The following is a 25,132-nucleotide window of genomic DNA, read 5'->3' on the forward strand; positions in this document are numbered from 1 at the left end:
AAGGAAAGGGAGTAGGAGTCTGAACAGGACATTGTGTTCCTTTTTCCATCCGATATCCTCTGTACGTAACGCCTCGGGCGCTCGTTGCACCCAGTGTATTAGTAGCCGCCGTAATGTCTTACGATCACAGAACGTATCGCGTGCATTGAACCGGCGAGCTACTTATTCGTGCACGCATATCCATTTTGGATTATTGTCTCATCTTGCATGGCTGTTGTTGATTTTCTTGCGGTTGGCGTGGCAGCGGGGTACAGCGTGTGCCTGTTACTGCTTACCGTGTACGGCCTCCATTGGGGATGGTGGGCCTGTACGCGCCGTGCATACACAGACACCTCGTCGTCGCCTGCTCCCCCCGACGAATGGCCCGCGGTAACCGTCCAACTTCCGCTCTATAACGAACCCGATCTGGCTCCGCGCCTCATCGATGCCTGCGCCCGTTTTGACTATCCACTAGATCGGCTTCACATACAGGTGTTGGATGACTCGACCGATCGCACCTCCAGGCAGGTTGCCGAACGGGTTGCCCACTGGAAGCAGCGCGGCGTGTCCATCTCGCACATCCAGCGCTCGAACCGAGCGGGATACAAAGCCGGAGCGCTGGCCTATGGCCTCGCACGCACCGATGACGACTTTATTGCCGTATTCGACGCAGACTTTCTACCCCCAGCTTCGTTTCTCAAGTCGCTTCTCCCGCACTTTACCAACGCTTCTGTGGGACTGGTGCAGGCGCGATGGGCTCACTGCAATGCTATGGACAATTGGTGCACTCAGGGGCAAGCTGCGGGACTGAACGCCCATTTTGCGCTGGAGCAGGCCGGCCGCTATGCTAGCAATGCGTTTATGCACTTCAATGGCACCGCGGGCATCTGGCGACGCACGTGCATTGATGAAGCAGGGGGCTGGGAGGCCGATACGCTGACCGAAGACCTCGATCTTAGCTATCGGGCGCAGTTGGCTGGGTGGACGTTCCGCTATGTTGAGGATGTGGAGGTGCCTGCCGAGTTGCCGCGCACCATCTCTGCCTGGCGAACCCAGCAGTTCCGGTGGGCCAAAGGAGCTATTGAAACAGCTCGCAAGCTGCTGCAGCCCTTGTGGAACGCCTCCATTGCCTCTACTACTAAACTCGCCGGCACGATACACTTGCTTGCCCATTTGGCCTTTCCAGCCATCGTGGGCGCAGCCCTCCTTCATGCCCCGCTTCTTCTGCTAGCGGAGGCTTCAACCGTTGTAGGCCCGTCCTTTTTGGGGACCCTTGGAGTGGGTGTGCTCGGGTTTATCGCATTTGGGAGCGCCGTCTGGTATGCCCAGCGCACCCTGGGAACCTCCATCTCACGCACCCTGCGCACCCTCCCTGCATTTTTCTTCGGATCGATGGGGCTGGCCGTGAACAATACCCACGCTGTGTTCGCTGCATTGCAAGGCGTATCGACCCCTTTTCAACGAACGCCAAAGGCCACGGTGGAACGTACCGAGCAGCGCGCCCGATCGGTGGATGCGATTGCGTGGAGCGAGTTCGCACTGGGAAGCTACTGCGTCATCGGTCTTGGCGCACTCGTTCACCAGGGCCTCTGGGTTGCCGTTCCCTTTCAAGCAGCGCTGGCGTTGAGCTTTTTGTTGATGGCAGGCACCGACTTCTGGCAATCGTATGGCACTACCACGCCTGCAAACATTTCATCAACACAAAGCGCGTCTCCGTGCGAAGGCACTACGAAACCAATCTCTTCGCTTTCAAAGTAGTCCTGCAGTTCGTATCTTTACTGAATACCTTTCCGTGTCCCTCTCGTTATCGCTGGCCGCGCACCGTTGAATATGGCTACTCGATCACTTATTCAAGACGCGCTTCACCATCTCCATAATGGTAGCCCTGAAGCAGCCATTGCGCAGTTGGAAGATGCGATTGAACGCACGCCAGCCCACGCCGCAGCCTATGTCCTTCTGGCTCGTGCCTACGAGTCGCAGCGACAATGGACAAAAGCACGAAAGACGTGGGATCGTGCATTTGTGCTCATGCCACACAGCCCCTCCATTCAGCAAGGCCGTACGCGGGTGCGTCATGCGCTAAAGAAGGCCAATAATCCTGATCATCCATCCCCTCCTGCCGTTCCCCCGCCTGATCCCATTCCCGCGCCTTCGCCTTCTGATGAGCCGGATACGTCTCTGACAACGGGTTCGACAGATTCGCCAAACGAGTCCACCGAGATGCCGCCCACGGACGAATTCCAACTCCCTAACATGGACATGGATGAGGGGCCATCTGATCTCGATTCGTTGCGCGCTCAAACCGAACAAGTTGCTCGTGAACAACAGCCGGCAACCTCTTCACTCGCTGAAGACATTGCTGCCGAAGCAGACGCCCCCCTCAGCGAAGACACGGACGACTTAGATCGCCTTATCCAAGAGTTAGAGGCAGCTCGCATTACACCCGACCCAGAAATCGACGAGATTCCGCCTCCCGATCTTGACGACGATGTGGATGATATGGTGTCGGAAACACTTGCTCGCATTTATGCCTCGCAAGGCAAGTACAATGAGGCGGCCCGCGTGTACGTAGAACTGGCCCGCATGCACCCTGACCGGAAGGATACTTTTCTTAAGCAGGCCTCCAAGATGCGTACTAAAGCACGCGAAGACGCCACATAACGCGTACAACAAAGCGATCTTGCGCTATTCTCGCTTTGGCGAATCCGAGGAGGATTCAGGGGCTACATTGTTGCTAGTCCCCCCCACGCTGTCGCCGTATCCCCCGTCAGACGTTCCATAATCTGCAGAGGGGGCCTCTAACTGTACAGGGGCTGCAGGATGCAAGTCGAGGCTAAAGAAGCGACAGTCGATGCCTACATGCACGCAGCGCTGCACCAGCCCCCGCTGTTGGGCTGCTGTAGTAGCAAGCTTAGGGACTATCAGTTCGTCTATGTCGTGCTCCTCACATAGCGCAGGAAGCGACGCGGGCGTACCCACCACCGAGACGCCCTGCACATGCAACCCCACCCGACTATCTTTCGGATCCATGAATCCGACCACGGTTCGCTCTAAATTGGGCGTTTCGCGTAGATGGCGAAGCACAAGCACAGCTGGGCTGTCGCTTCCATAAATCAGTACCCGATGTCCATCGGACCGCTGGGCAGCAAAGTACTGTCGGAGTCCGCGAAAGCCAAACCGCATGGCGGCAATAGCAGCCGTTGCGATCATCCAGTCTAACACCACAACCGCGGGCGATATATAGTCCGCGGGGGCGAACAACAGAAGACCACCTACTACAACAATGGACGCCGTTGTGGAGGCCCCAAGGAGCCGCACAAACTCAGAGGTTCCGGCATGCCGCCAGATACCATGGTAAAGCCCAAACAGGTAAAACACCACCACTTTGGCGGCCATAACCGCTGGCAGAGCCTGCAGCATAAGGTCAGCATAAGGAGCTGGAGGCGCGCCATCAAACCGAAGGTGGAAGGCCAGCACAAACGCTGCCCCCACCACAAGCAAATCGGCAATGGTGCCAGCAATCGACTTCCAGTACGGTCCGCCTGCCACGGCTTGCATGAAAGCCCCAACATGTTGGCTCGCCGTCTTGCGCTTTACCTGCAATGGGATGTCAATTTTAGGGTAGCCTGAAGCGCCAGCCAGGTACAGGCCAAGAATGATGCAGGCTAATGTAGCAAACAGCGTGAGTGCAATAAATAGGGGCGGTGTGGCCCAATGCAAAGCAAGTGCTCCTAACCCAAAAGCAGCCCCAATGCTCCATAAGAGCAGTACCGTTTGTCGTTCTGAAAGCCCAAGAAGCACCAGGCGGTGCATAGTATGATCGGTACCGGCTTCGGTAATCGGACGGTTATTCAAGATGCGCGTAACCGTTACAAATGTCGTGTCAAAGATAGGCACGGCCAGCACGGCAACGGGCACCAGCGTGGCCACAAGCGGCTCCCCTTGTCCTTGCACGGTAAGAGCAATGGTAGCCAGTACAAATCCTAGAAACAGGCTACCGCAGTCGCCCATGAAAATGCGAGCCGGTTTAAAGTTGAAGAGCAAGAACCCGAGTGTAGCCCCCATCACAACCCATGCTACAGAAGCCACTCCAGGGAGTCCCGTAAGCCACGCTACGGCCCCTAAAACAGCTGTTGCAATGGTAGTGAGCCCGGCGGCCAGCCCATCCATGCCATCAATCAGGTTGACTGCATTGGTAACTCCAATCATCCACAGAAAAGTGAGCGGAATGTGGATCCAGAACGGAGCACCTACCCAGAAAGCATATCCTGCGTACAATATCAGCACGGTGCCCAAAATCTGGGCAACAAGCTTGGCCTCGGGACGGATGTCAAAGGCATCATCGATGAGCCCAGTCACAAAGATCAACCCAAAGGCGGTCCACACGGGCCAATCGTATACGCCAAGCAGGCCAGTAAAAGCAACCGTACTGGCAACCGCCGCAAAGACCGCTATGCCCCCCATAAGCGCCACCGGCTTCGAGTGCCAGCGGTCATCTGTTGGCCAATCGATCCATTTCAAACGACGTGCGCTCCATATCACAAGCGGTGTAAAGAGGGCAACCGCCAGAAAGCCCCATATCGCCTTCCATGCCACGGGCGGTAGTCCCTCTAATGCCCCCCCCAACATGATGTCTAAAAAAGGCGGTTGTAACAGTACGCTCATAAACTAAATCGAAGGCTAAACACAGGTGGGCGGCGTAGAAAAGAAACGGGGTCTATACGTTTTGGAAAGGGTACATGTCTTTTCATTATGGCTATGTTCTGTCAGGTCGCATAGGCCGACGCGCGGACACACGTCTGCAATACGGTGTCAAAGTCGGCGGCAGCGGTAGCGGCAGCGTCTTCTACAGCACGTCGTGCGCGCTGTCCGGCAGCGCTGCGCTCCTCGGCTCCTGCGTACCACTCGCGCAACGTATCGGCCAACTCATCTGCACTGGGCCGGTCAAGCACCGATCCGCAGGTATGTTCCCGCAAGACCTGTGCCGCCTCACTACGGGGCGGCCCGATAAACACCGCGGGGCGGCCTGCTGCCAACACACCGTAGAGTTTGCTCGGCACAACAAGCCCCGTCAGCTTAGGCTGCATGGTGACGATGTGGACATCGGCTGCGCTGAGGCTGTGCGCAAGGGTTTCCATGGGCTGGTACGGAAAAAACCGTATGTTATCAAGCCCACGCTCGTGCACCTGTGTGTGGAGGGCCTGTTTTCGAGGTCCATCGCCCACAAAGGCAAAAAGCATATCAGGATGGGTGCGCTGTACGCGTGCAGCCGCATCGAGTACGGTGTCGAAGGGATGGGCCAACCCCATGTTGCCCGAGTACATCACAACGAAACGATCCTGCAGATCATGCGCTGCCCGAAAGTCATTGGCTTCGTGGGGCACTGGATGTACGGTGTCAGGCGGCCAGTTGGGAATGACTCGAGTACGGGCCTTCGGATAGCCGCGGCGTACGATACGTTCTTGCATGCAACGTCCCACGGTTACCACGCGATGGTGGCGATGAAGGGCTTGGGTGGAAACCGTTCTAAGCAGACGTGCGAGCCAGCCGTTTTGGGGGATGACCCCCAGCTCTTCAGCAATCTCTGGATACACATCTTGCGCCCAATGCACTGCTGGTATCTGCCAGATGGCTTGTAGCAGAGCGCTGAGGACAAGATGCAGCGGCGGGTCGGTCTTTGACACCACCACATCGGGACGTTCAAGGCGTAGTGCACGCGCCAGAAACGCCGGATAGTGCGACAGATAGGCCAATGCACGCCGCCATGTACTGGCTCGCGTAAAGCGCAGTGCAGACACACGCTCCACACAGACGCCGTTTTGCATGGTTGATGCGGGTTCTCCCTCTGCAGGCCCCGTAACCACCGTCACGCGCCATCCACGCTGAACCAATCGCTCGGCCAACTCCGCCAAAATCGCACCCGTTGCCCCTGCGGCCGGGGGGTACACGCGATTGATAAATAGTACATGGGGCGGCGATTCATGCATGCCAAAACGCCCGTATGCTGGGGCTGCTTTATAGATAAGATAGGGATGGTTTCTCAAAAACGTACGAACCCCAACCGACAAGTAAAAGGCGGGTGCCACATGAAAAAGCGCTTTCATGTGATCCGTGCGTCAAATCATCCAGTGGTGCACCCATACATCAGCCGGGGCGCACATGCGGCGGCACGGCTGCTACGGTGTAGTGTGACCCCGTAACAAAAAGCATATCCTCGGGCGAAGCCGTGGCTTCGTATTCGCGAATATGATCAGAAAGCGTTCGCGGGGGCGCCACCTGCCACCCGCGGTTCGCAGCGGCCTGCTGAACCGAAGGGCCTGGATGCGCACGCTCCGTTGCTAACGACACGGGCCACAATGTACACATGGGAGTTGTAGCCAACACATCCAGGAGCGGGGCCAATGGCTTATCACGCATCATCCCAAGAGCCACAATGCACCGTCCAGGACACCGCGGCAGCGTAGCACAAGCGGCCGCAAGCCCCTCGGCATTATGCGCCACATCAACCCAGATGGGCGGATGTGTGGCGATCTGCTCCATGCGCCCGTGGAGTCCGGTATAAGCCCGCGTGCCTTGCAACCCTCGTGTTACCGCTTCCGAGGAGATTGTCAGATGCGGATGCAACTCCAACGCCCGCACTGCGCATGCGGCATTCGCCTGCTGATGCGTGCCCGGAAAATCCAAGGCCTCCACCGAATAACAGCCACGCGGTGTGATGAGTGTTCGTCCGGTGGACGGAACTTCTCTCCAGCGCGTGCCGGTGGGGGTGGGGTAGAACGGAGCCCCGAGCCCACGGGCTTGTGTAGTGAGCGCCTCCTGAGCCTCTGCAGGAAGCGGGCCTACCACAACCGGACGCCCCGCCCGCATGATGCCGCCTTTCTCACGAGCAATCGCAGCGTGGGTGTCTCCCAACAACGCAGTATGGTCGAGCCCAATGGAGGTAATCACCGCTACCTGCGACTGCACCACGTTGGTTGCATCAAGGCGTCCGCCCAGTCCCACCTCAACCACCGCAAGATCAACGCTGTGGCGTGCGAAGTGCTGCAGGCTGAGCGCCACAGTTGCCTCAAAAAAGCTGGGCTGAATCCGTTCGAAGGCCGCTTGGGCGCGCAAAATATCTTCTCGCAGCGTCGCTTCCGATATCGGCGCGCCGTTGATGCGCATGCGTTCGGTAACCGACCACAGATGCGGCGAGGTGTGCAGACCCACCGTGTATCCGGCGGCTTGCGCGATAGCTGCAATCATAGCAGCGGTAGAGCCTTTCCCGTTCGTTCCTGCCACGTGAATGGTTGGCAAGGCGCCCACATCGACCTTCAACGCATCAAGCAGAGCCTGCATGCGGTCTAAGCCCGGCTTGTATCCCTCATCGGCGCGCCCGGCATAGCGGGGAAGCGCGTGCAGCACATCAATCGGATCGGCAGTCATGACTCCATGTGGGTAATGTGGCGAACAGTGCGCTCCTCATGATGAAGGGCAAGGTGCACGGCGGTGTCGGGCAGCAGATCGGCCATGCGCTCGGGCCACTCAATACAACACACGCCCTCCCCATACACATAGGTTTCATAGCCTAGCTCATACAGCTCCGCCGGATCGGCAATGCGGTACGCATCCATGTGATACAGCGGAAGGCGTCCGCCCTCATGGGCATGCACCAGCGTAAAGGTTGGACTTCGAATTGCCGCTGGGTCGTATCCCAGTCCGGCTCCAATTCCTTTCACCAGATGTGTTTTGCCCGCCCCCAGGTCGCCATGCAACGCCAGCACCGTCCCCGGCGTCAGTTCACTGGCCAAGCGCTCACCAAACGCACGGGTGGCATCCGGAGATTCAGCACGATACGGAAGCCAGTCAATCCATGCAGACATAGGCAAAAAACGCAGTGGGCGTCGTTAGGCAGTGAATACATGCTCAGTCGGACGCGGGCGCAGGTTGTAGGTGTTGCTCATGGAGGCGCCATACGCCCCTACGGTAGCAATGAGAACGACATCGCCCGGTTCGGTGGTGGGCAGGCGGCGGCTATACCCCAGCACATCACCACTCTCGCAAATGGGCCCCACAACGTTCACCGTGTGTGCATTGGGCGCATCCAGCTTCGACAAGTTCACAATGTCATGGTACGCGCCATAGAGCGCCGGACGCATCAGGGTATGCATTCCGGCATCGAGCCCCACGTAGGCCACCTCGCCTTTCTGCTTTGTTTGGGTCACGCGTGCCAACAAGACGCCAGCCTCGGCTACCAAAAAGCGTCCGGGCTCCATCCACAGGCGGTAACGGGGGTGAGCCCGCGTAAACTCCATCAGCCGTTCGTTTAGCGTATTTAGGGGGAGGCGCGTACCGTTGGGTCGTTCGGGCACGCCAATGCCACCGCCCACATTCAGGATCTCTACGTCGGGAAAGTCAGCCGCCAGGGAGCCCAGGAACGATGCAATATCGGCCCAAGTGTCGGGATCGGTGATACCACTGCCCACGTGCACGTGCAGTCCGCGAATGCGAATGTCGTGCGCATCGGCCAGCGCCCGCGCCTGCGGAAGCTCATCGGGGACGATGCCAAATTTCGACTGCGCGCCTGCCGTGCGCACATGACGGTGGTGCCCATGCCCCCGTCCCGGATCGAGGCGCAGAAAGAGCGACTGCCCGGCAAATACTTCGGGGTTACGTGCAAGCGGCTGCACATTGTCGAGGGTGACGTGCACTCCACGGTCGAAGGCATCCTGGTACGCCTCCAGCGTGGCAAAATTGGGTTGGAAGAGCACCTTTTCGGGGGAGACGCCGGGCACCGCTTCAAAGACGCGCTCCACCTCCCCCGGAGACACACATTCAAAACCGAGTCCAGCCTCATGAATCACCTGTAGTACCTCGGGGTGGGGGTTGGCTTTCACCGCGTAAAACGGCTGGTCGACGGCGGAGAGTGCCATCAGCCGCTGGGCCTGCGTCCGGATGGTGGGCGCGTGGTAGACATAGCCGGGCGTGTTGGCGGTGTCGGCCCAGTCGAGCAGGGCGTTGCGCTCGGTGTGCCACCAGAGCGGTGTATCGGAAGCGTCGTCCTCGGTGTCGAACAGCTCCGACCACGACGGTCCAAAGAGCTCGTCGGCTGGACGTGCACTGAAGCGCTCGGCGTGTAGTTCACGCACCAGGCGTTGCGCCTGATCGGCATCCACCACGAAGCTGAAGTTCAGGTCGCTTGCGGCCTGCGACACCAGGTAGATGTTCTGTTCGTCGAACACCTCCAGCGCCGGGCCCAGGTCGGCCAGGAGCGCACGGATGTGGCGCCCTACCAGGCTCACCACCGCACACGGCTCAATGACGCGCGCGGTGCAGTACGCATTCAAGTCGCGCACCACCGCGTCGAGGGTGTCGGGGTCGAGGGCATTGGCCACCGGGTCGAGCGTCACCGTTACGTTGGCCTCGGAGGTGGCCACCAGGTCAATAGACAGGCCGTGGTGCTTGAACACGCTGAAGACATCGGCCAGGAAGCCCACTTGCTGCCACATCCCCAGCGTTTCCATGGAGATGGCCGTGATGTTGGTCTTGGCCGAGATGGCCTTCACCTGCGGTCCGTAGTCGGGTACATCGTCGCGGATGACCGTGCCTTCAATATCGGGTGCATCGGTGCAGCGCACATGCAGAGGAATCCCGTACGTACGCACCGGGTCGATGCAGCGTGGATGCAGCACCGAGGCGCCCATGGTGGCCAGCTCCTGCGCCTCGTCGTACGCCAGCCGCTTCAGCAAGCGCGCCGACGGGATGTCGCGCGGGTTGGCGGTGAACAGCCCGGGGACGTCCGTCCAGATTTCGAGGCGTTCGGCTTCGAGTTTGGCTGCAAAGTAGGATGCCGAGGTGTCGGAGCCGCCCCGCCCGAGCAGCACGGTTTCGCCAATTTCGTTGCCTGCAATGAAACCTTGCGTGAGCATAACCTCGGCCTCGTTCTGCAGGTGGTTTTGCAGAATGGAGTCGGGGTAAAAGCCGCAGGTAGCCGAGAGGTAGCGCCGCGCGGGCGTAAGGTGGCCATTGCGATCGGCGCGCAGCACTTCGCGGGCATCCATCCAATCGGTTGCAAGGCCCTGCTCATTTAAGAACGCTGCTCCGAGTTCGGTAGACAGCAACTCTCCGTATGCCATCACCTCGGCCCGTTGGCGGGGCGCCGGATCGCGCTCCAGCGGCAGGTCAGCCACGGCACGGCGCAGCGCACGTAGCCGCGTGCCCAGCACAGCAGCCCCATCTACCTCCAGGTCGCGGGCCAACGCCATGTGCTGATCCCGAATCGCGGTCAGTTGCGTCGTACGATCGGATTCGGTTGAGGCGTCGAGAAGGGCCACCAGGCGGTCGGAAATCCCGCTGAGAGCGCTACACACCAGCAGCGGACGCGCGCCATCGGCCACGCGGCGCTCGGTGAGCGTGGCAATGGTATCCCAACGGCTCCGTGTGGATACGCTGGTACCACCGAACTTGCAAACAGTATACCGGGAAGAGGTCGAGGGCATAGGTACAAAAGTCAAAAGATAAAAAAGGGAGACGCACAGCGTTAGGGCCCATCGCGCAGGGCCGCTTCAAGCGCCTCGGCAGCGGCAAAAAGCATTGCCTCTGATCCCGGCGCACTGATAAGCTGCACCCCAGGCACCAACCCCGTACGCGCATCTTGATGCGTCCATGCGGGGACGGTAATAGCAGGCAGGTTCAGCACGTTGGGGTAGATGGTGGACGTAAAGAGCCCTCGAATACCTGGGCGCGCCATGTACGCCGCCGCCTCGCCCGGCTCCATCGCAAGCGCACCGTTTGTGGGCAACACCATCACGCCGTCGTCGGCCAGTACGGTGCGAATGTCGCGGCGCGCTTGGCGGATTTCGGCTTCGGCGCTCCATCCGGCTTGCGCCGAGGGCTGCAGCGCACGCATACCGGCCAGCAGACGAAACAGGTACCAGTGCACCGTCGGACGGTTGCGCCACTGCCGCCATGACTCGCGCGTCCATGAAAGCGCGGTCCCGTCTTCGGTGGTGAGGGCCTCATACAGAAACGCACTGTAGTCGCGAATTACGATTGTCAAGTACGCCTGATAGAGCGACCCGGCATCGGGCACCCGTACTGGCTGATGCTGCAGCCCCTGCGCCTCCAACTGCCGACGGCTGTAATCAACTGCAGCGGGAATGAGACGGCTGCGCGCGTTAATCGTAAAGTCGACGGGCGTGAGCAAGCGTGCCTCTTCCAGTGCAGGCGGGTCGGGCAGCGTACGGTTGGCGGCATACGCGTAGGCTTGCCGAGCATCGCGGACGGAGCGCGTCAGCGGCCCGAGGGCAAGCATACTGTCGGCAAACAGCGGCTTCGGAGGCTCCTCATCGAGCAGGGGCCAGGTTCCGGTGGAGTCGATGTCTTCCGAGGCCGGCTTGAACCCGACAATTCCGCAGCAGTGCGCCGGGTGCCGGATGGAGCCGCCGAGGTCCGATCCAAACCCAACGGCTACCGCGCCCGAGGCGACCAGCGCCGCATCGCCTCCGCTGGACCCGCCCGGACTGCGTCCGGTGTTTAGCGGGTTGCGCGTGGCGCCGTACAGCAGGTTTTCTGTTTCGTGTGTCATGGCGAACTCGGGGATGTTGCCCCGCGCACAGACAACGGCCCCCGCCTCAGTAAGGCGCTGCACCAGTGTGGCATCCGTACTGGGCGTTTTGTGAGGCGCACGCTTCGACCCTGCGGTAACGGGCTCGCCCTGCAATCCGAAGGTCTCCTTGACGCTGATAGGAATGCCCGCCCACGGTCCGCCTGGTGGCGCATCAATCGCCCGATCGATACGCGTGTGCAGGCAATCGGTGGCAGCGTTCAGCACAGGTTGCATGTTGTGGATGCGCTCCTTGTGCGTACGCAGCATGTCGGGGATGGTGAGGTCGCCCACATCCCGCGATGCAGATAAGGTGGTGGCATCCGGAAACAAACGAGGATCGGCAATGGAAGCGGCCATGCAAACCAAAAACAGATAGTCAGGGGAAACGAGTGTGGATCTTAGGAAACGGCTGCAAGAGCACGCCGGGCTTGCTGCAAATGACGCTGTTGATGTTTGAGCGTAACGACAAACCAGGCGCCAATGCTCATCGCAAACAGCGGAATAACGGGCGATGCCGCACGCACGCGGCTCAGATCGAGACGGTGGCTGCGCGCAACGCACACAGACAGCCGCTCTTGCAAATCACAAAACGAATTAAGCACTGCGTTTGGGTCAGGCTGCGGCACCGGACGCGTCATCGGAGGCGCCGGTATCCGCCATGCATTGTTCGGATCTACCGTTGCGATGAAGAGTCGCTCGTACCATGCATACTCGAAGGGCGGCGTGCCGTACGGGCCATGGCGCTGCGCTGTGAAGATGCGCGACTCCATCGCATCTACCAAGGGGCCTGCGGTGGCGTTCAGATGCGCCAGGCACTGCGCTGCCGACCAGGCCGCGGGCTCGGGCGGAATGATGAGCGTACCCGGTGATGCCTCCTGCCAGATGCGTCGAGCCGTTCGGGCACACTGGGCGAACGCATCCCGATATTCGGAGAGTTGAGCGGGTAGATCAGACATAGATTACGGGGTTTCTAATGCGACATCCCACTCCAGAACACCTTCGTTTACGAGTTCGGTAAGCAGTTCGGTCACAGCAGGACGGTCGAGTAGATCCACAAGGTCGTCTGCCGGGATGCGAGCCCGTCCGGCGATGCGAGGCGCCAGCGAAGCAGTAGCCTCGGTGAGCGGGCGGGCCTCGCCATTCACGTAGAGGGTGGGCGGAGTCTCCGTATATACCAGATGCGCAACCGGTCCCCGTCGCAGGTCCGTTCCTTGCACAAGCTGTTCGGTAAGCTCCTCAGTCGCAATCGATTCGGACGGCGGCACGGCATTGCGTCCGGGGGCCGGTGTGGTGATTGACCGGCCAAACCAATCGTCGAGTGCCTCATCATCAGAAAGCAGGTACTCCATCCGACTGCGCAGCAACGCGCGCACCCGCTCGCGGTCGTACGGCGGCAACTCCCCCGGCGCCTCGGGCAGTGGCCGATCGGGATCGCTGTAGCGGTCGTGCTCGGGCAGTTGCTGCACGGCATCCTGAACGAAACGTTGCAGCAGCGTCCGATGGCTGGGCGCCCGAAAGCCGATCGAGAACGTCAGGCAGTCGTCGCTCTGCGAAATGCCATGGTGTGCCACGCGCGGCGGCAGGTACAGCACATCGCCCGGACGCGCCACCATGGTTTCGTCGGGCGTAAAGTCGGATAGGATACGCACATCCAGGTCGGGCACGATAGACTCGTCTTCAACCGGCGTATGCCCAATGTGCCAGGTGCGCTCCCCTTGCGCTTGCAGCAAAAACACATCGTAGTGGTCGATATGCGCGCCTACGTTTCCGTGCTCCGGTGCAAAGCTGATCATGACGTCGTCGAGGCGCCACGACGGCACAAAGTCAAACGCATCGAGCAGGCGCGCCACCTCGGGCACCAGCCGGTCGACCTCCTGCACCAGGAGCGTCCAATGCGTAGGCGGCAGCGTCTGGAAATCCTCCGGCGCAAACGGCCCATGCCGCAGTTCCCACGGATAGGCCCCGCCCTCTTCAAGAATGATGCGGCTTTCCACATCCGACTCACAGGCTAGACCGGCCAATTCGTTTGCATCGACAGGCGGAGTAAAGTCGGGGAACGCATCCCGAATCAGAAGCGGCTTCTTTTGCCAGTACGTATCAAGAAACGCGCGCGGCGACAGATCGCCAAGCGGAGGGGTAGGCATAGGTACAGCACATTACGAGCAGCAGGCTACCATATCAGTGCAAACAAAATCATCAGCACAATGAAGAGCACCGCTGCCCAGGTGGTAGAAAACTTGCGTTGCGGAAATTCGTATCCACAATACGGACACACTTCCGTGTCGTCGTGGTGCTCGTAGTCGAGCGCGCAAGACGGGCATTCGCGAATTTCCGACATAACCGACGCATCTACAGGTACAAATCGACAGGCCGAGGCGCGCTACACGCCCAATTGCGAGGCCAACTCACGCATCAGCAAGTTAAGGTCCTCCTCGGGCATATCCTCTGCCTCCATTCCCGGGAAGGCATCGGGCGCAGAACGGGGGGCGTTTTCAAGATCGAGCTGGCGCAGAATCAGCGCAGCCGCGCCGGTGGCCGCCGCCGAAATCAACAGGGCTTTAATGACACGAGACATAAGATGCAAGCGCAGTCAGAGCAGAAAAGATAGCGGAAGGCTGCTAACATAGAGCACGCACCGATGGTTCGGCACACGTACCGGGGGGACGCGTATGGGCTCATGATTTCTTACTTCGTTCGGATGCAGACACGCCGCACCATGAGCCAGACCCGGGCTGTGCTATACCTTGCCGGATTGTTGGTTGCGCTTTGGGGTATAGGAGGGAGCCCAACAGGGAGCGCTCCAATCGCTCCGCAGGCGACCATAGAACTGCCCGACGATGATCCGCACTTTCGTATCGCTGCCGTGAAATATGGTGGCGGAGGTGACTGGTATCAGGCCCACACGCCACTGCCCGAGTTTCTCTCGTTCGTGCACGCGCACACCTCCATTGATGTGTCCGCCGAGGGCGATGTCGTCGAAATTGAGCAAGACCGGCTCTACACGTACCCGTTCCTCGTAATGAGTGGACACGGCAACATTGAGCTTTCCGAGCGCGAGGTTGAACGCCTGCGTCACTACCTGGAAACCGGCGGATTCCTGTTCATTGACGACGATTACGGATTCGATCCATACGTGCGTCGCGAGATGGAGAAGGTGTTTCCTGAACAGGACTTTGTAGAGATCCCGTACGATCACCCTATTTACAACCATCCGTATGACTTCTCGGACGGGCCGCCCAAAGTGCATGAGCACGACGGCAAGCCCCCGCAGGGCTTTGGGCTGTTCCACGAAGACCGTCTGGTGGTGTACTACCTGTACGAGTCCAACATCACCGATGGCTGGGAGCCCCCTTCCGTACATGACAATCCGCCCGACGTACGCCGCACGGCCAAAGAGATGGGCGTGAATATTCTAACCTACGCCCTTACTCACTAACCACTGCCTCCTATGCGCTTAACTGCTCTTATTCTCGCCTTCGTGCTTGGCGGTCTGGTTTTTACCAATCCAGGCATGGAGTCGTTTGAAGCCTACGTTGAAGACGAGGCATCTCAACTGATCCGTGACGAAATCGGCGACGACTCGTGGCTCACCGACGCTATTGGCAGCATTGGAGGCAGCGCGCTTTCGGCCCAAGCCGAATCGTTCACAACGCGTTCCAACTACCTGCTCGCCAGCACCTACACCGTTGACTTGAACGACGATGGCCATGCCGACCTGCAGTGGCTCGGGATTGCTGGACGGTTTATTCAACTGGATCCTGACGATGAATAACCCTGTTTGAAGGGGCCGCCTGCTTCGGCATCCTCCTTTTCCCAACGTATCCACCTGTTACCCTCTGCTTATGTCTACGCTTTTCAACCAATCGCTTTCGGCCCAAGACCCGGCGGTACATACCGCCATCCAAAACGAGGTCATTCGCCAGAACGATGGCCTGGAGATGATCGCGTCCGAAAACTTCGCCTCGCGCGCTGTCATCGAAGCAATGGGGTCGCCGCTGACCAACAAGTATGCCGAGGGATTGCCCGGCAAGCGCTACTACGGCGGATGCGAGCATGTCGATGTGGTTGAAAACCTGGCGCGGAACCGAGCCAAAGAGCTCTTCGGTGCCGACTGGGTGAACGTGCAGCCGCACTCAGGCGCCCAAGCCAACGCAGCCCTCTACCTGAAAGCGTTACAGCCCGGCGACACGCTGCTGGGTCTTGACCTAGCGCACGGCGGCCACCTCACGCACGGCAGTCCCGTCAACTTCTCCGGCATCCTCTACGAAGCGCAGTTCTACGGTGTAGAACGCGATACCGGACGCATCGACATGGACAAGGTGCGCGATAAGGCGTTGGAGGTGCAGCCCAAGATGATCTCAATTGGAGCCAGCGCCTACCCGCGCGACTTCGACTACGAGGCGTTTCGTGCGATTGCCGACGAGGTGGGGGCGCTCCTCTGGATGGACATGGCCCACACCGCCGGCCTCATCGCTGCCGATGTGCTCAACGATCCGCTTCCGCATGCCCATGTCGTAACCACCACCACCCACAAGACCCTGCGCGGCCCTCGTGGCGGTATGATCCTCGTTGGCAACGACATCGAAAACCCGTTTGGCATTACCGCCCGCAAAAGCGGACGCACCAAACAGCTGGGCGAGGTCCTCGACTCCGGCGTGTTTCCGGGCACGCAGGGCGGTCCCCTCATGCATGTTATTGCCGCCAAAGCCGTTGCCTTTGGTGAAGCCCTGCAGCCGGACTTCACAATGTACGCGCAGCAGATCGTTGAAAACGCAAAGGTGCTCGGCGAAGCGCTTATGGAGCGCGGCTACGATCTCGTCTCCGGCGGCACCGACAACCATTTAATTCTGGTCGATCTGCGCAATAAAGATTTAACCGGCAAAGAAGCCGAGGAAGCATTGGAGGCCGCCGGCATAACGACCAACAAAAACATGGTGCCGTACGATGACAAGAGTCCGTTCGTTACGAGCGGAATCCGACTGGGCACCCCGGCGCTTACCACACGCGGATTTGGCCCCGACGAGCACCGCACCGTTGCCGCCTTAATTGACCGCGTGTTGAGTGACCCCACCAACGAAGACGTACGCTCCGAGGTGCACAACGACGTTAAAGCCCTCTGCGATCGCTTCCCGCTCTACGACATGGCCGTTGCTTAACCTGACCTGAACGTATATCCTACCCAACGACGTTACAGAATCCCCGGCACAGTAGGGGGAACGCCCCCTTACTATAAACGGTTTATTCTACCCGTAATTACCCTGTCGGCTTTCGGTCTCTTCTTTTTCACGCCCACCCTGTTTTCATGCCCTCTATGAACCATAACGCCCTAAGCCCAACGGCCTATGACGAACTGGTCGATCTAGGGCGTCGGTTGTACGATAAGGCGCTTATCCGCCGCGAGGATGAGCTCATTACCGACCCGCGGGGGCAACCCATCGGGTGGCTGCTAGACACACGCGTGCCCATGCTGAGCGGTCCGCTCTTTCGAGAGGTCGGGGCGGTGTTAGCACGCCGCTTACGCGAAAAAGACATTCATCAGGTGGTTGGATACGGATTTGGAGCCCATCCGCTGGTTTGTGCTGTCGTTGGTACACCAGGCGACCCGCCGTTCTATGGCGGTCTTATTCGTGAGGAGCCCAAGCCACACGGTCGCCGCCGCCTGGTTGAAGGCCCAATTGAAGCAGACAAACCTGTGGTACTGCTCGACGACATCATCAACAGCGGACGCAGCGCCGATCAGGCGCTCGAACGACTCCGTGAGGCGGGGTATGAGGTCGAAGGGCTGCTTACGCTTTTCAACTTTACCTGGAGCCGAGGCCGTTCACGGATTGAACGCGAGGGCTTGTGGGTCGATTCGCTACTCGACCTGAACCTGCGCGACAAAGCCACCGGCAGCTCCGACTCAGCATAACCTCCCCGCTCTATGTCTGCCCCCCGATACCGTTCTACCGATGCGCCATCGTCCTCTGCACAGGGCGACGGCGCGCCCTCTCGGGACGAGCGCTTTGAACCTGATGAGGAAGGCGTAATGTCCTTCCTCGATCACCTGGAAGAGCTCCGGTGGTCGCTCTTGAAAGGAGGCATTGGAGTGCTCTGCACCACCATTCTGGCCGCTATCTTCAGCCGCTGGATCATTGACACGATTCTGATTGGCCCCACACGGCCCGACTTTTTCATGTACGAGGTGCTTCGCCTCGATGCCCAAGAACTGCAACTACTCAACCGGACTATCACCGGCCAGTTTTTTGCCGACATTGGTACGATCCTCGTCGTAGGGATGGTAGCAGGATCTCCCATTATTGTCTACTACTTGTGGAAGTTTATTGAGCCCGCGCTATACCCAGAAGAACGCTCGGGTATGAAATTTGCATCTTGGGCAGCTACGTTCTTTTTCTTGCTGGGCATTGCGTTTGGCTATCTGATTTTGACGCCTGTAGCTCTGCACTTTTTTGCCAGCTACGAGGTCTCACCACAGGTTGTCAACCAATTCGATATCATCACCTATTTCAGCATGATATCGTTCTGGGCACTGGGGGCTGGCCTGCTGTTTGAGTTGCCCGTCGTCGTTTACTTTCTCTCTAAAGTGGGCATCCTAACGCCTGCACTTATGCGCACGTATCGCAAGTACGCACTGCTCGCCGTGCTGGTGATTGGCGCGCTGCTCACACCGCCCGACCCCTTTAGCCAGATTATCATGGCTGTTCCGCTTTTACTGCTTTACGAGCTATCGATCGGCGTTTCAGTATATGTACGACGTCGCCAACGCAAAAAACAACAAGCGCTCGCTTAGAGCTCCCAAGCTTTAAATGCCTGCTTAGGAGCTGGTTTGCAGCCCAGTGGAGCCGCTCGGAGCCCAACGTGAAAAACCAAAACGGGTTTTTCATCATTCATTGCAGCATCCAATACATTCATCATTGCCCTGGCAACCATGCAGCAAACCAAACCAAGGACCAGATGGCTAGGCTGGCTGATTGCTGCCGTACTGGGAGCAACCCTTGGGTTTGGCATGGCGCAAACTCAAACGGATGCCGATGTCCGCAAAAGCATTCAGGTATGGTCGGCTGCCTTCGAGGAAATTGTCAACACGTATGTAGACCCTGTAGACCCTGAGCAGCTCATGGAAAAGGGGCTTGAGTCTATGCTCAATGAGCTCGACCCCTACACCAACTACATCAATGAGTCAGAGCGGGCGGCCGTTGAAGTACTTACCCAAGGGCGCTATATCGGGGTTGGGTTGGAAGTAGACCGGCGTGGACGCTACGTAGTGGTCGAGTCGGTCGTTGACGGTACTGCTGCCGACCGTGCCAACCTCGCCATTGGCGACATCTTGCTCCGCATCGACGGTGATCCTATCGATGACTGGACCGTCAACCAGGTGCGGGCGGCACTGCGGGGGAGCTCCGGCTCAAACGTCACAATTGACCTTGAACGCTCCAATGGCACCACCGATACAATTACGCTTGTACGAGGCCCCGTAGAATTGGTGGCTGTGCCGTATTCGGGCTTTATTGGCGCCTCCCGTAATGGCATGGGATACATCCGCCTGGAGCGATTTACGCAACGGGCAGCCTCAGAGGTGCGCCGCGCTGTGGATGACCTGCAACAAAATCGTCCGCTGAATGGGCTTGTTCTGGACTTGCGCGGCAATCCGGGAGGACTGCTCGATGCTGCTGTAGATGTGGGTGGGCTGTTTCTTGAACGCGGAAGCGTCATTGTGTCTACGCAGGGCCGCACCTCCAATGTATCCCGCACATATCGCAGCACCGACCAGCCGCGTTACCCCTCGGTACCTCTGGTTCTACTGGTCGATGAACGCAGTGCCTCGGCCAGCGAAATTTTAGCTGGCGCCGTGCAAGATCATGATCGTGGTGTGGTGTTAGGCCGCACTACATTTGGAAAAGGGCTGGTGCAAGTGGTGCGTTCCCTTCCTCATGGCGGCTCTCTGAAAGTAACCACCGCCCGGTACTATACGCCCAGCGGACGAAGCATCCAAATGACTGAGATGCCGCTCTCATTGATGGATCGGGAAACAATGGCCTCGCAAACATTCGAAACAATGGCGGGCCGACTGGTTCGTGACCGAAACGGTATCGAGCCCGATATTCCAATAGATGACGGACGGATGGGGCCGCTCGAAAATGCGTTGCAGGAAGAAGGGGCCTTTTTCCGATTTGCCAGCCACATCGCCAACGAATATCCGCGTCCGCCCAGTGACGGATGGGAGTCGGCGACCCTACTCACCAGCTTTCAAGAGTGGATTGATGCCGAGGAGATTCGTTATGAAACCGAAGCCCAATCTGCCCTTCACACAGTAGATTCCCTGGTCGCAATTAACCATCCCGATGCAGAATCGAGCGTAGACGCACTGCACGATGCGCTCTCGGCCTCAATACAACGCCAGTTTGAACGCGAGGCCAACGCGCTCACAAGTCGTCTGCTCTCGGAGGTGCGCACTCGGTATCTCACATCGCGGGGATACTACGCCGCTACGCTGGCGGAAGACGAAATGGTACAAGAGTCGGTACAGCTAATCAACGACGAAAGCCGATATATAACCGTTCTTAATCCATAACCTCGCATGGCTGGATACGCCTTTGCACATGGTTTGCGTGCGGTAGATGCCATTCAGCACCGGCTGTACGGTTCGTTAAAAACAAAGCTGTTGAGGGACATAGAAGGAACTGTAGTTGAGATCGGCCCGGGTACAGGACTCAATCTGGCCTACCTAAATCGTCGTCTTACCTGGATTGGGGTGGAGCCCAACCCTCACCTGCACCCCATGATTCAGCATCAATTGGATACACAGGGTATTGCAGGCACTGTACTGGAATCTTCGGTCGAAGAGGCGCCGCTCCCTGACCGCTGCGCAGATGTAGTCATTAGCACGCTTGTCTTATGCTCGGTGCCTTCCGTACGCACTGCACTGGATGCAATACGACGTATACTGCGACCAGGGGGCCGATTTATTTTTATTGAGCACATTGCCGCACCACGCGACAGTTGCGCCTGCACGCTCCAACACGCTGTTACCCCTCTCTGGCATCGCTGCTTCGACGGCTGTCATCCCAATCGGCGCATAGACCAGACCATCTCTCATGCCGGATTCACCAGTGTAGAGCAGCAGACGACAACCCTTCGCCTACCTGTCATTGCTCCGCATTGCTATGGTTATGCCCACCGCTGACGGGACGTTCTGTTGTGGGCAAGCACGTCTAGCACAGCCATACGCGTAGGTATACCATTGGCCACTTGATCACGCATCAGCGTCCGTTCGTGGTCAGCGACTGCAGCCGCTAGCTCAACCCCCCGATTCACTGGACCGGGGTGCATGATGCGAAGGTCCGGGTACCGCTTCATATGCTCCATGGTGATGCCAAACTGCGCATGGTATGCTCCAAGACTAGACACGGCCCCTCCATCCTGTCGCTCTTGTTGAATACGCAGCGCCATAGCCACATCGCACTGCTGCAGCGCCTCATCAAGCGCATGCGTTACCCGAACCCCCATCGATGCCAGTGCCGATGGCACGAGTGGAGAGGGCCCACAGACCGTTACCGATGCTCCAAGCGTACGCAATCCACGAATAACTGAGCGAGCCACCCGGCTATGCAGAATGTCTCCAATGATCGCTACATGCAATGCGGCGATATCCGGATAAACAGTAGCTAAGGTACACAAATCAAGTAGGGCTTGCGTAGGGTGGGCATGCGCTCCATCGCCCGCATTGATGACCACAGCATCAGTGCATGTCGTCAGATACTGAGCGGCTCCGGGCGCAGCATGGCGCACCACAAACATATCTGCATGAAGCGCCTGAAGCGTTTGGGCAGTGTCTTTTAACGACTCCCCTTTGCTTACCGATGACCCTTTTGCCGAAAACCCCAGATGGCGTCCGCCCAAATACTGAATCGCTTGTTGAAACGACAACTTGGTGCGTGTAGACGGCTCAAAAAAAAGCGTTGCCACCGTCCGTTCTTTCAGGGTCTGGTCGATAGGCTGAGAGCGGTCCAACGCCCGCTTGTATGTGATAGAACGCGTTAGAATCTGCTGTATGGCTTCGGATGAGTAGGACGATAGATCCAGAAGGTGACGAGGAAACGGAACGGTAGAGGAAGCCATTTGCAGTAATGCATCAATAAACAGAACGGTGTACGTTTCAGCAGACGAACACAGCCGAGCTGCTGTTGCATCAGGAGATGGTTCTTAAACCACAGTCCGCCTCGTCCTCATACGAAAAATAGGCTAACTCGTCCACGAAAGCCGGTTTTTGTTCGCGTTTGCGCGGCTGTGGTTGTATTTCAGTATACAAGTGTGTGGGCTATCTTAGCATCTCACCTCGTTTTGTTACCCGTAGCACAAGCCGTTTCCTTTCGCTAGCGATTGCAACTGTGGTGACTCGAAATGTGTTTTCGAGCGCAACTATTGCATGGGCGCTGCTTGATGCGTCTTCATTCGTGTATCTATTTGTACTCTGTTTGGCATGGCACGCATAGCATCACTGGTTTTCGTTGTCGGATTTCTTTTTGGAAGTGTGGGGCCTATTTCTCCGGCTGTTGCTCAGCAAGAAGTCCCCTCTGAGATTCAGCGCGAACTTGATGAGCGGGGGCTGTCCGAGGCCGAAGCCCGTCAGCGCGCCCGCGAGCTCGGCATCAATCTGGATGATCCCGAACAAGCGGCCCGACGGGCTCGCGAACTAGGCATCCCAGAGTCACGCGTTGAGGCCCTACTCCAAGCCGTTGAACAACGTTCGCCAGGCAACGGCCAACAGCGAGACGCTATGCAACTCCCCCCGTATCCGGTGTTAGCAGGACGTGCCACCTTAGACCCAAGTGAAGTGTATGTCGGTGACCTCCCTGAAGAGGTATCCGTAATGGTGCCTCTGCAAAGTGAAGAGAGCATTCAAGACGTCGCCCCATTTTTTGTTACGGCTAACGGAGACACTGCCCGCGTTGCCAATGTAAGCCGTACAGAAGGATCCGTACTTGACGGACGCTGGAATGGCTCAATCACTGTGCCTGCTGACAGCGCTGCAGGAACGTGGTCGCTCTTTGTTGAAACCGCCACATCTGATACCACCGTTACCCTTTCTACAGGACGTGTTTTACAGATCAGTGATGAGCCGGTAGCGGTTGTTGATGAAGACGTTGAAGAGCCTGATGTCGAAGAGCTTGAGCATTTCGGATATGACCTGTTCGACTCTATTCCCGAAGCGTTTCAACCCCAATCGGTTGGCCCGGTTGACGACAGCTATATCGTAGGCCCCAATGATGAGTTGCGCCTTACCGTATGGGGCGATGCCGACTTTCAGTATGAACTAACCGTAGACCGTGAAGGGCGGGTTGATATCCCCGATGTCGGACAGTTCACCGTAGCCGGAAAACGGCTTTCGGAATTGCGGGACGATATGAGACAGTGGCTCTCACGCAGTTACTCGCAACTCACTACCGATCCGCCTTCGGCCTTCATGGACCTCACAGTTACACGACTGCGTCCGGTCCAAGTGTTTGTGCTTGGGGAAGTCCCCCAACCCGGCGGATACACCATGAGCAGCTTCTCCAATGCTTTTAATGCGTTGTATAGCGTAGGAGGCCCCTTGAAGCGCGGAAGTCTACGTAACGTGCAAATCATCCGTAGCGGGGAAGTCATCTCTGAAGTAGACTTCTACGAATACCTCATGCAAGGATATGTGGAAGACCCCGTCCGGCTCCAAAGCAACGATATCGTATTTGTGCCGCCGCGAGAAAATACGGTTTCCATCGAAGGTGCCGTGCAGCGCCCTGCTATTTTTGAACTCCAGGAAGATGAATCGTTTGCCGACCTGCTACGCTTTGCAGGGGGACTTGAGGCAGAAGCTTACACTGAACGGTTTACAATCAACCGGATTCTTCCCTTCGACGAACGGGCCGACGACCCGTCGGTAGCACGCGAACTCATCAACCTCAACCTCAACGAAGTGCGCGCCGACAGAACCACCGTGGGCATGCGCGATGGCGACTATGTTCGCATCCGGTCGATTCGCGACATCGACGACCGTGCTATCGCAACGCGTGTTGACCAAGTTGAGGTGTCGGGGGCTGTTTTCCAACCGGGCGACTATCAATTAGACGATGACATCCGAACGGTCAAAGATCTGATTGAAGCAGCTGATGGCCTCACCGGCGATGCATACACCCCGCGGGCCGAACTACGCCGCGTAGACGACGACCTCGAACCCGCGATCCGGTCCCTTGACCTCGACGCTGTTCTCGATGATGAGCCCACCGAAAACATCGTTTTACGCCCTGGCGATGAACTCGTTATCTCCAGTCGTGAAGAGGTCCAAGAAGATCGACAAGTGACGATCTCTGGTCAGGTTGAAAACCCAGACACATATCGCTTGCGACGCAATATGACAATCCGTGACCTGCTTTTTGAAGGAGGTGGGCTATTTGATGAGGAGTTTCGCAAAGATGTGTTCATGGAGCGGGCTGACCTCTTCCGGGAATCTCCTGACGGTAGCCGAACAGAAGTCATTCCCTTTCATCTCGGCGACGCAATTGACGGCAATGGCGAAGCCGACCGCACGCTGCAACCCGGCGATGAAATACGCATCTACAGTGCCTCCGTTGAACGGCTCGAAGACCGGTTTGTAGAGGTGAGCGGCTCCGTTAAAGATGCTGGCCGCCTCACGTATCGCGACAACCTTACACTGAAAGATGCCCTCCTACAGGCCGGTGGTTTCGCTGAAGGGGCTCTACTCCGCGAAGTTGAAATCACACGCATGCGCCCTGACAGCGAAGGCGATCGACGCGCCCAAACCCTCACAATTCCCCTCGGCGGCGTACAGTATACGGATCCGGTCAGCTTTGCCATTGAGGACACGACCGCCGTCCTCGAACGCGCTGCAGGGTTTGACCTCCAGCACCGCGATCGCATTTTTGTACGCACCGACCCTGCATTCCGCCCTCAAGAGTCCATTACAGTGGAAGGCGAAGTCCGCTTTCCGGGTGAATACACCTTAATCCGAGAAAACGAGCGCCTGAGCGATGTTTTGAACCGAGCAGGCGGCATTCTATCCACCGGCTATGCCAAGGGCGGACGCATCATGCGCGATGACGAACAAATCATCAGCGATATTGACGAAGCCGCCTCGGGACGCCGCTCACGTGATATCATTTTGCAGCCTGGCGATGAAATCATCATCCCAACCCAGCCGAACACCGTTGCTGTGCGCGGTAATGTCGCCAACGAAGGCCTTATTCGATATGAGTCTGGGCGCCGCGTTGAGTACTATCTTGACCGAGCTGGAGGCGCTCGTGAAAACACCGAATCGATTCTTCTTACTCAGGCTTCTGGGGCGACCTTCCGGGTCCGAACAGGCTGGTTTCGTCGCACCCCGCGCGTTGACGACGGAGCCACCATTCGCGTCATCGAAGAACCGGAACGCGAACAGGAGCCCTTCGATCTTGGAGGCACACTTACCGAAATTACAGGCATTCTTTCAAGTGCGCTCACCATCATCGTGCTGGCCGGACGTGCCTTTGACTAACGGGCTTTCTTTGTCTCTTTCTGATGCGTAGTACCTTG

The 25,132-nt window shown here is 58.1% G+C and carries 21 protein-coding genes; 10 read left to right on the forward strand and 11 right to left on the reverse strand.

Going from position 1 to position 25,132, the window contains the following annotated elements:
* Positions 1-207 precede the first annotated feature (207 nt).
* Both ACZ5AL_RS11845 and ACZ5AL_RS11850 read left to right on the forward strand, forming a co-directional pair.
* A complete protein-coding gene (locus tag ACZ5AL_RS11845; RefSeq protein WP_464510604.1) occupies positions 208-1,737 on the forward strand; it encodes a glycosyltransferase in 1,530 nt (509 codons plus the stop codon).
* Positions 1,738-1,809: 72 nt separating this feature from the next.
* Positions 1,810-2,640 carry a tetratricopeptide repeat protein gene (locus ACZ5AL_RS11850; protein WP_464510606.1) on the forward strand — a complete coding sequence of 277 codons (831 nt, stop codon included), beginning with the start codon at positions 1,810-1,812 and terminating at the stop codon, positions 2,638-2,640.
* Positions 2,641-2,664: 24 nt separating this feature from the next.
* Here ACZ5AL_RS11850 and ACZ5AL_RS11855 read toward each other — a convergent pair whose 3' ends face one another.
* From ACZ5AL_RS11855 to ACZ5AL_RS11900, 10 genes are all read right to left on the reverse strand, one after another.
* Positions 2,665-4,644, reverse strand: coding sequence for a hypothetical protein (locus ACZ5AL_RS11855; RefSeq protein WP_464510607.1), 1,980 nt, complete (start codon positions 4,642-4,644; stop codon positions 2,665-2,667).
* Positions 4,645-4,745: 101 nt separating this feature from the next.
* On the reverse strand, positions 4,746-6,083 hold the full coding sequence (locus tag ACZ5AL_RS11860) for a glycosyltransferase family 4 protein (RefSeq protein ID WP_464510608.1): 1,338 nt from the start codon (positions 6,081-6,083) through the stop codon (positions 4,746-4,748).
* 40 nt (positions 6,084-6,123) lie between these two features.
* The gene (locus ACZ5AL_RS11865) at positions 6,124-7,404 is read right to left on the reverse strand and encodes a bifunctional folylpolyglutamate synthase/dihydrofolate synthase (RefSeq protein WP_464510609.1); all 1,281 of its coding nucleotides are present in this window, start codon (positions 7,402-7,404) and stop codon (positions 6,124-6,126) included.
* A complete protein-coding gene (gene tsaE, locus ACZ5AL_RS11870; protein WP_464510611.1) occupies positions 7,401-7,841 on the reverse strand; it encodes a tRNA (adenosine(37)-N6)-threonylcarbamoyltransferase complex ATPase subunit type 1 TsaE in 441 nt (146 codons plus the stop codon). The genes ACZ5AL_RS11865 and tsaE overlap by 4 nt, the downstream gene beginning before the upstream one ends.
* Before the next feature lie 24 nt (positions 7,842-7,865).
* The gene (locus tag ACZ5AL_RS11875) at positions 7,866-10,457 is read right to left on the reverse strand and encodes a bifunctional aspartate kinase/diaminopimelate decarboxylase (RefSeq protein WP_464510612.1); all 2,592 of its coding nucleotides are present in this window, start codon (positions 10,455-10,457) and stop codon (positions 7,866-7,868) included.
* 41 nt (positions 10,458-10,498) lie between these two features.
* A complete protein-coding gene (locus ACZ5AL_RS11880) occupies positions 10,499-11,923 on the reverse strand; it encodes an amidase (RefSeq protein ID WP_464510613.1) in 1,425 nt (474 codons plus the stop codon).
* Positions 11,924-11,964: 41 nt separating this feature from the next.
* Entirely contained in the window at positions 11,965-12,522 is a 558-nt protein-coding gene (locus tag ACZ5AL_RS11885; RefSeq protein ID WP_464510615.1) for a DinB family protein, read from the reverse strand.
* A 3-nt stretch (positions 12,523-12,525) separates the two neighbouring features.
* Complete coding sequence (locus ACZ5AL_RS11890) at positions 12,526-13,710, reverse strand: JmjC domain-containing protein (protein ID WP_464510616.1); 1,185 nt, start codon at positions 13,708-13,710, stop codon at positions 12,526-12,528.
* A 26-nt stretch (positions 13,711-13,736) separates the two neighbouring features.
* Positions 13,737-13,904, reverse strand: a complete 168-nt coding sequence (locus ACZ5AL_RS11895) for a zinc ribbon domain-containing protein (RefSeq protein ID WP_464510617.1) — start codon at positions 13,902-13,904, stop codon at positions 13,737-13,739.
* A 42-nt stretch (positions 13,905-13,946) separates the two neighbouring features.
* Positions 13,947-14,141, reverse strand: a complete 195-nt coding sequence (locus ACZ5AL_RS11900; protein WP_464510619.1) for a hypothetical protein — start codon at positions 14,139-14,141, stop codon at positions 13,947-13,949.
* Between the two features lie 102 nt (positions 14,142-14,243).
* Between ACZ5AL_RS11900 and ACZ5AL_RS11905 the strand changes: the two genes are divergently transcribed.
* The 7 genes from ACZ5AL_RS11905 to ACZ5AL_RS11935 all read left to right on the forward strand — a co-directional run bounded on the left by ACZ5AL_RS11905 (position 14,244) and on the right by ACZ5AL_RS11935 (position 20,750).
* Complete coding sequence (locus ACZ5AL_RS11905; RefSeq protein WP_464510620.1) at positions 14,244-15,002, forward strand: DUF4159 domain-containing protein; 759 nt, start codon at positions 14,244-14,246, stop codon at positions 15,000-15,002.
* A gap of 12 nt (positions 15,003-15,014) precedes the next feature.
* A complete protein-coding gene (locus tag ACZ5AL_RS11910; RefSeq protein WP_464510621.1) occupies positions 15,015-15,338 on the forward strand; it encodes a DUF4359 domain-containing protein in 324 nt (107 codons plus the stop codon).
* 70 nt (positions 15,339-15,408) lie between these two features.
* Positions 15,409-16,722, forward strand: a complete 1,314-nt coding sequence (glyA, locus tag ACZ5AL_RS11915; RefSeq protein ID WP_464510622.1) for a serine hydroxymethyltransferase — start codon at positions 15,409-15,411, stop codon at positions 16,720-16,722.
* 155 nt (positions 16,723-16,877) lie between these two features.
* Positions 16,878-17,477 (forward strand): orotate phosphoribosyltransferase, encoded by a 600-nt coding sequence (locus ACZ5AL_RS11920; RefSeq protein ID WP_464510624.1) that lies wholly within the window; start codon positions 16,878-16,880, stop codon positions 17,475-17,477.
* 12 nt (positions 17,478-17,489) lie between these two features.
* Positions 17,490-18,356, forward strand: a complete 867-nt coding sequence (tatC, locus tag ACZ5AL_RS11925; protein WP_464510625.1) for a twin-arginine translocase subunit TatC — start codon at positions 17,490-17,492, stop codon at positions 18,354-18,356.
* 216 nt (positions 18,357-18,572) lie between these two features.
* Positions 18,573-20,138, forward strand: coding sequence for a S41 family peptidase (locus ACZ5AL_RS11930; protein ID WP_464510627.1), 1,566 nt, complete (start codon positions 18,573-18,575; stop codon positions 20,136-20,138).
* A gap of 6 nt (positions 20,139-20,144) precedes the next feature.
* A complete protein-coding gene (locus ACZ5AL_RS11935) occupies positions 20,145-20,750 on the forward strand; it encodes a class I SAM-dependent methyltransferase (protein WP_464510628.1) in 606 nt (201 codons plus the stop codon).
* Here the strand turns inward: ACZ5AL_RS11935 and ACZ5AL_RS11940 are convergent.
* Complete coding sequence (locus ACZ5AL_RS11940; RefSeq protein WP_464510629.1) at positions 20,735-21,685, reverse strand: aspartate carbamoyltransferase catalytic subunit; 951 nt, start codon at positions 21,683-21,685, stop codon at positions 20,735-20,737. The genes ACZ5AL_RS11935 and ACZ5AL_RS11940 overlap by 16 nt on opposite strands.
* Before the next feature lie 361 nt (positions 21,686-22,046).
* On the opposite strand from ACZ5AL_RS11940, the gene ACZ5AL_RS11945 reads away from it, so the two are divergent.
* The gene (locus ACZ5AL_RS11945) at positions 22,047-25,094 is read left to right on the forward strand and encodes an SLBB domain-containing protein (protein WP_464510630.1); all 3,048 of its coding nucleotides are present in this window, start codon (positions 22,047-22,049) and stop codon (positions 25,092-25,094) included.
* The last annotated feature ends 38 nt before the right edge of the window (positions 25,095-25,132 follow it).

Source organism: Natronotalea proteinilytica, assembly GCF_055379935.1.

Excerpts from the sequence above, each read along its gene's own strand:
- ACZ5AL_RS11900 (WP_464510619.1), bottom strand. The coding sequence starts at position 14,141 with ATGTCTCGTGTCATTAAAGCCCTGTTGATTTCGGCGGCGGCCACCGGC.
- ACZ5AL_RS11905 (WP_464510620.1), top strand. The coding sequence starts at position 14,244 with ATGATTTCTTACTTCGTTCGGATGCAGACACGCCGCACCATGAGCCAG.
- ACZ5AL_RS11880 (WP_464510613.1), bottom strand. The coding sequence starts at position 11,923 with ATGGCCGCTTCCATTGCCGATCCTCGTTTGTTTCCGGATGCCACCACC.
- tsaE (WP_464510611.1), bottom strand. The coding sequence starts at position 7,841 with ATGTCTGCATGGATTGACTGGCTTCCGTATCGTGCTGAATCTCCGGAT.
- ACZ5AL_RS11890 (WP_464510616.1), bottom strand. The coding sequence starts at position 13,710 with ATGCCTACCCCTCCGCTTGGCGATCTGTCGCCGCGCGCGTTTCTTGAT.
- ACZ5AL_RS11940 (WP_464510629.1), bottom strand. The coding sequence starts at position 21,685 with ATGGCTTCCTCTACCGTTCCGTTTCCTCGTCACCTTCTGGATCTATCG.
- ACZ5AL_RS11935 (WP_464510628.1), top strand. The coding sequence starts at position 20,145 with ATGGCTGGATACGCCTTTGCACATGGTTTGCGTGCGGTAGATGCCATT.
- ACZ5AL_RS11920 (WP_464510624.1), top strand. The coding sequence starts at position 16,878 with ATGAACCATAACGCCCTAAGCCCAACGGCCTATGACGAACTGGTCGAT.
- ACZ5AL_RS11865 (WP_464510609.1), bottom strand. The coding sequence starts at position 7,404 with ATGACTGCCGATCCGATTGATGTGCTGCACGCGCTTCCCCGCTATGCC.
- ACZ5AL_RS11860 (WP_464510608.1), bottom strand. The coding sequence starts at position 6,083 with ATGAAAGCGCTTTTTCATGTGGCACCCGCCTTTTACTTGTCGGTTGGG.
- ACZ5AL_RS11945 (WP_464510630.1), top strand. The coding sequence starts at position 22,047 with ATGGCACGCATAGCATCACTGGTTTTCGTTGTCGGATTTCTTTTTGGA.
- ACZ5AL_RS11885 (WP_464510615.1), bottom strand. The coding sequence starts at position 12,522 with ATGTCTGATCTACCCGCTCAACTCTCCGAATATCGGGATGCGTTCGCC.
- ACZ5AL_RS11850 (WP_464510606.1), top strand. The coding sequence starts at position 1,810 with ATGGCTACTCGATCACTTATTCAAGACGCGCTTCACCATCTCCATAAT.
- ACZ5AL_RS11875 (WP_464510612.1), bottom strand. The coding sequence starts at position 10,457 with ATGCCCTCGACCTCTTCCCGGTATACTGTTTGCAAGTTCGGTGGTACC.
- glyA (WP_464510622.1), top strand. The coding sequence starts at position 15,409 with ATGTCTACGCTTTTCAACCAATCGCTTTCGGCCCAAGACCCGGCGGTA.
- ACZ5AL_RS11930 (WP_464510627.1), top strand. The coding sequence starts at position 18,573 with ATGGCGCAAACTCAAACGGATGCCGATGTCCGCAAAAGCATTCAGGTA.
- ACZ5AL_RS11845 (WP_464510604.1), top strand. The coding sequence starts at position 208 with ATGGCTGTTGTTGATTTTCTTGCGGTTGGCGTGGCAGCGGGGTACAGC.
- ACZ5AL_RS11910 (WP_464510621.1), top strand. The coding sequence starts at position 15,015 with ATGCGCTTAACTGCTCTTATTCTCGCCTTCGTGCTTGGCGGTCTGGTT.
- tatC (WP_464510625.1), top strand. The coding sequence starts at position 17,490 with ATGTCTGCCCCCCGATACCGTTCTACCGATGCGCCATCGTCCTCTGCA.
- ACZ5AL_RS11895 (WP_464510617.1), bottom strand. The coding sequence starts at position 13,904 with ATGTCGGAAATTCGCGAATGCCCGTCTTGCGCGCTCGACTACGAGCAC.
- ACZ5AL_RS11855 (WP_464510607.1), bottom strand. The coding sequence starts at position 4,644 with ATGAGCGTACTGTTACAACCGCCTTTTTTAGACATCATGTTGGGGGGG.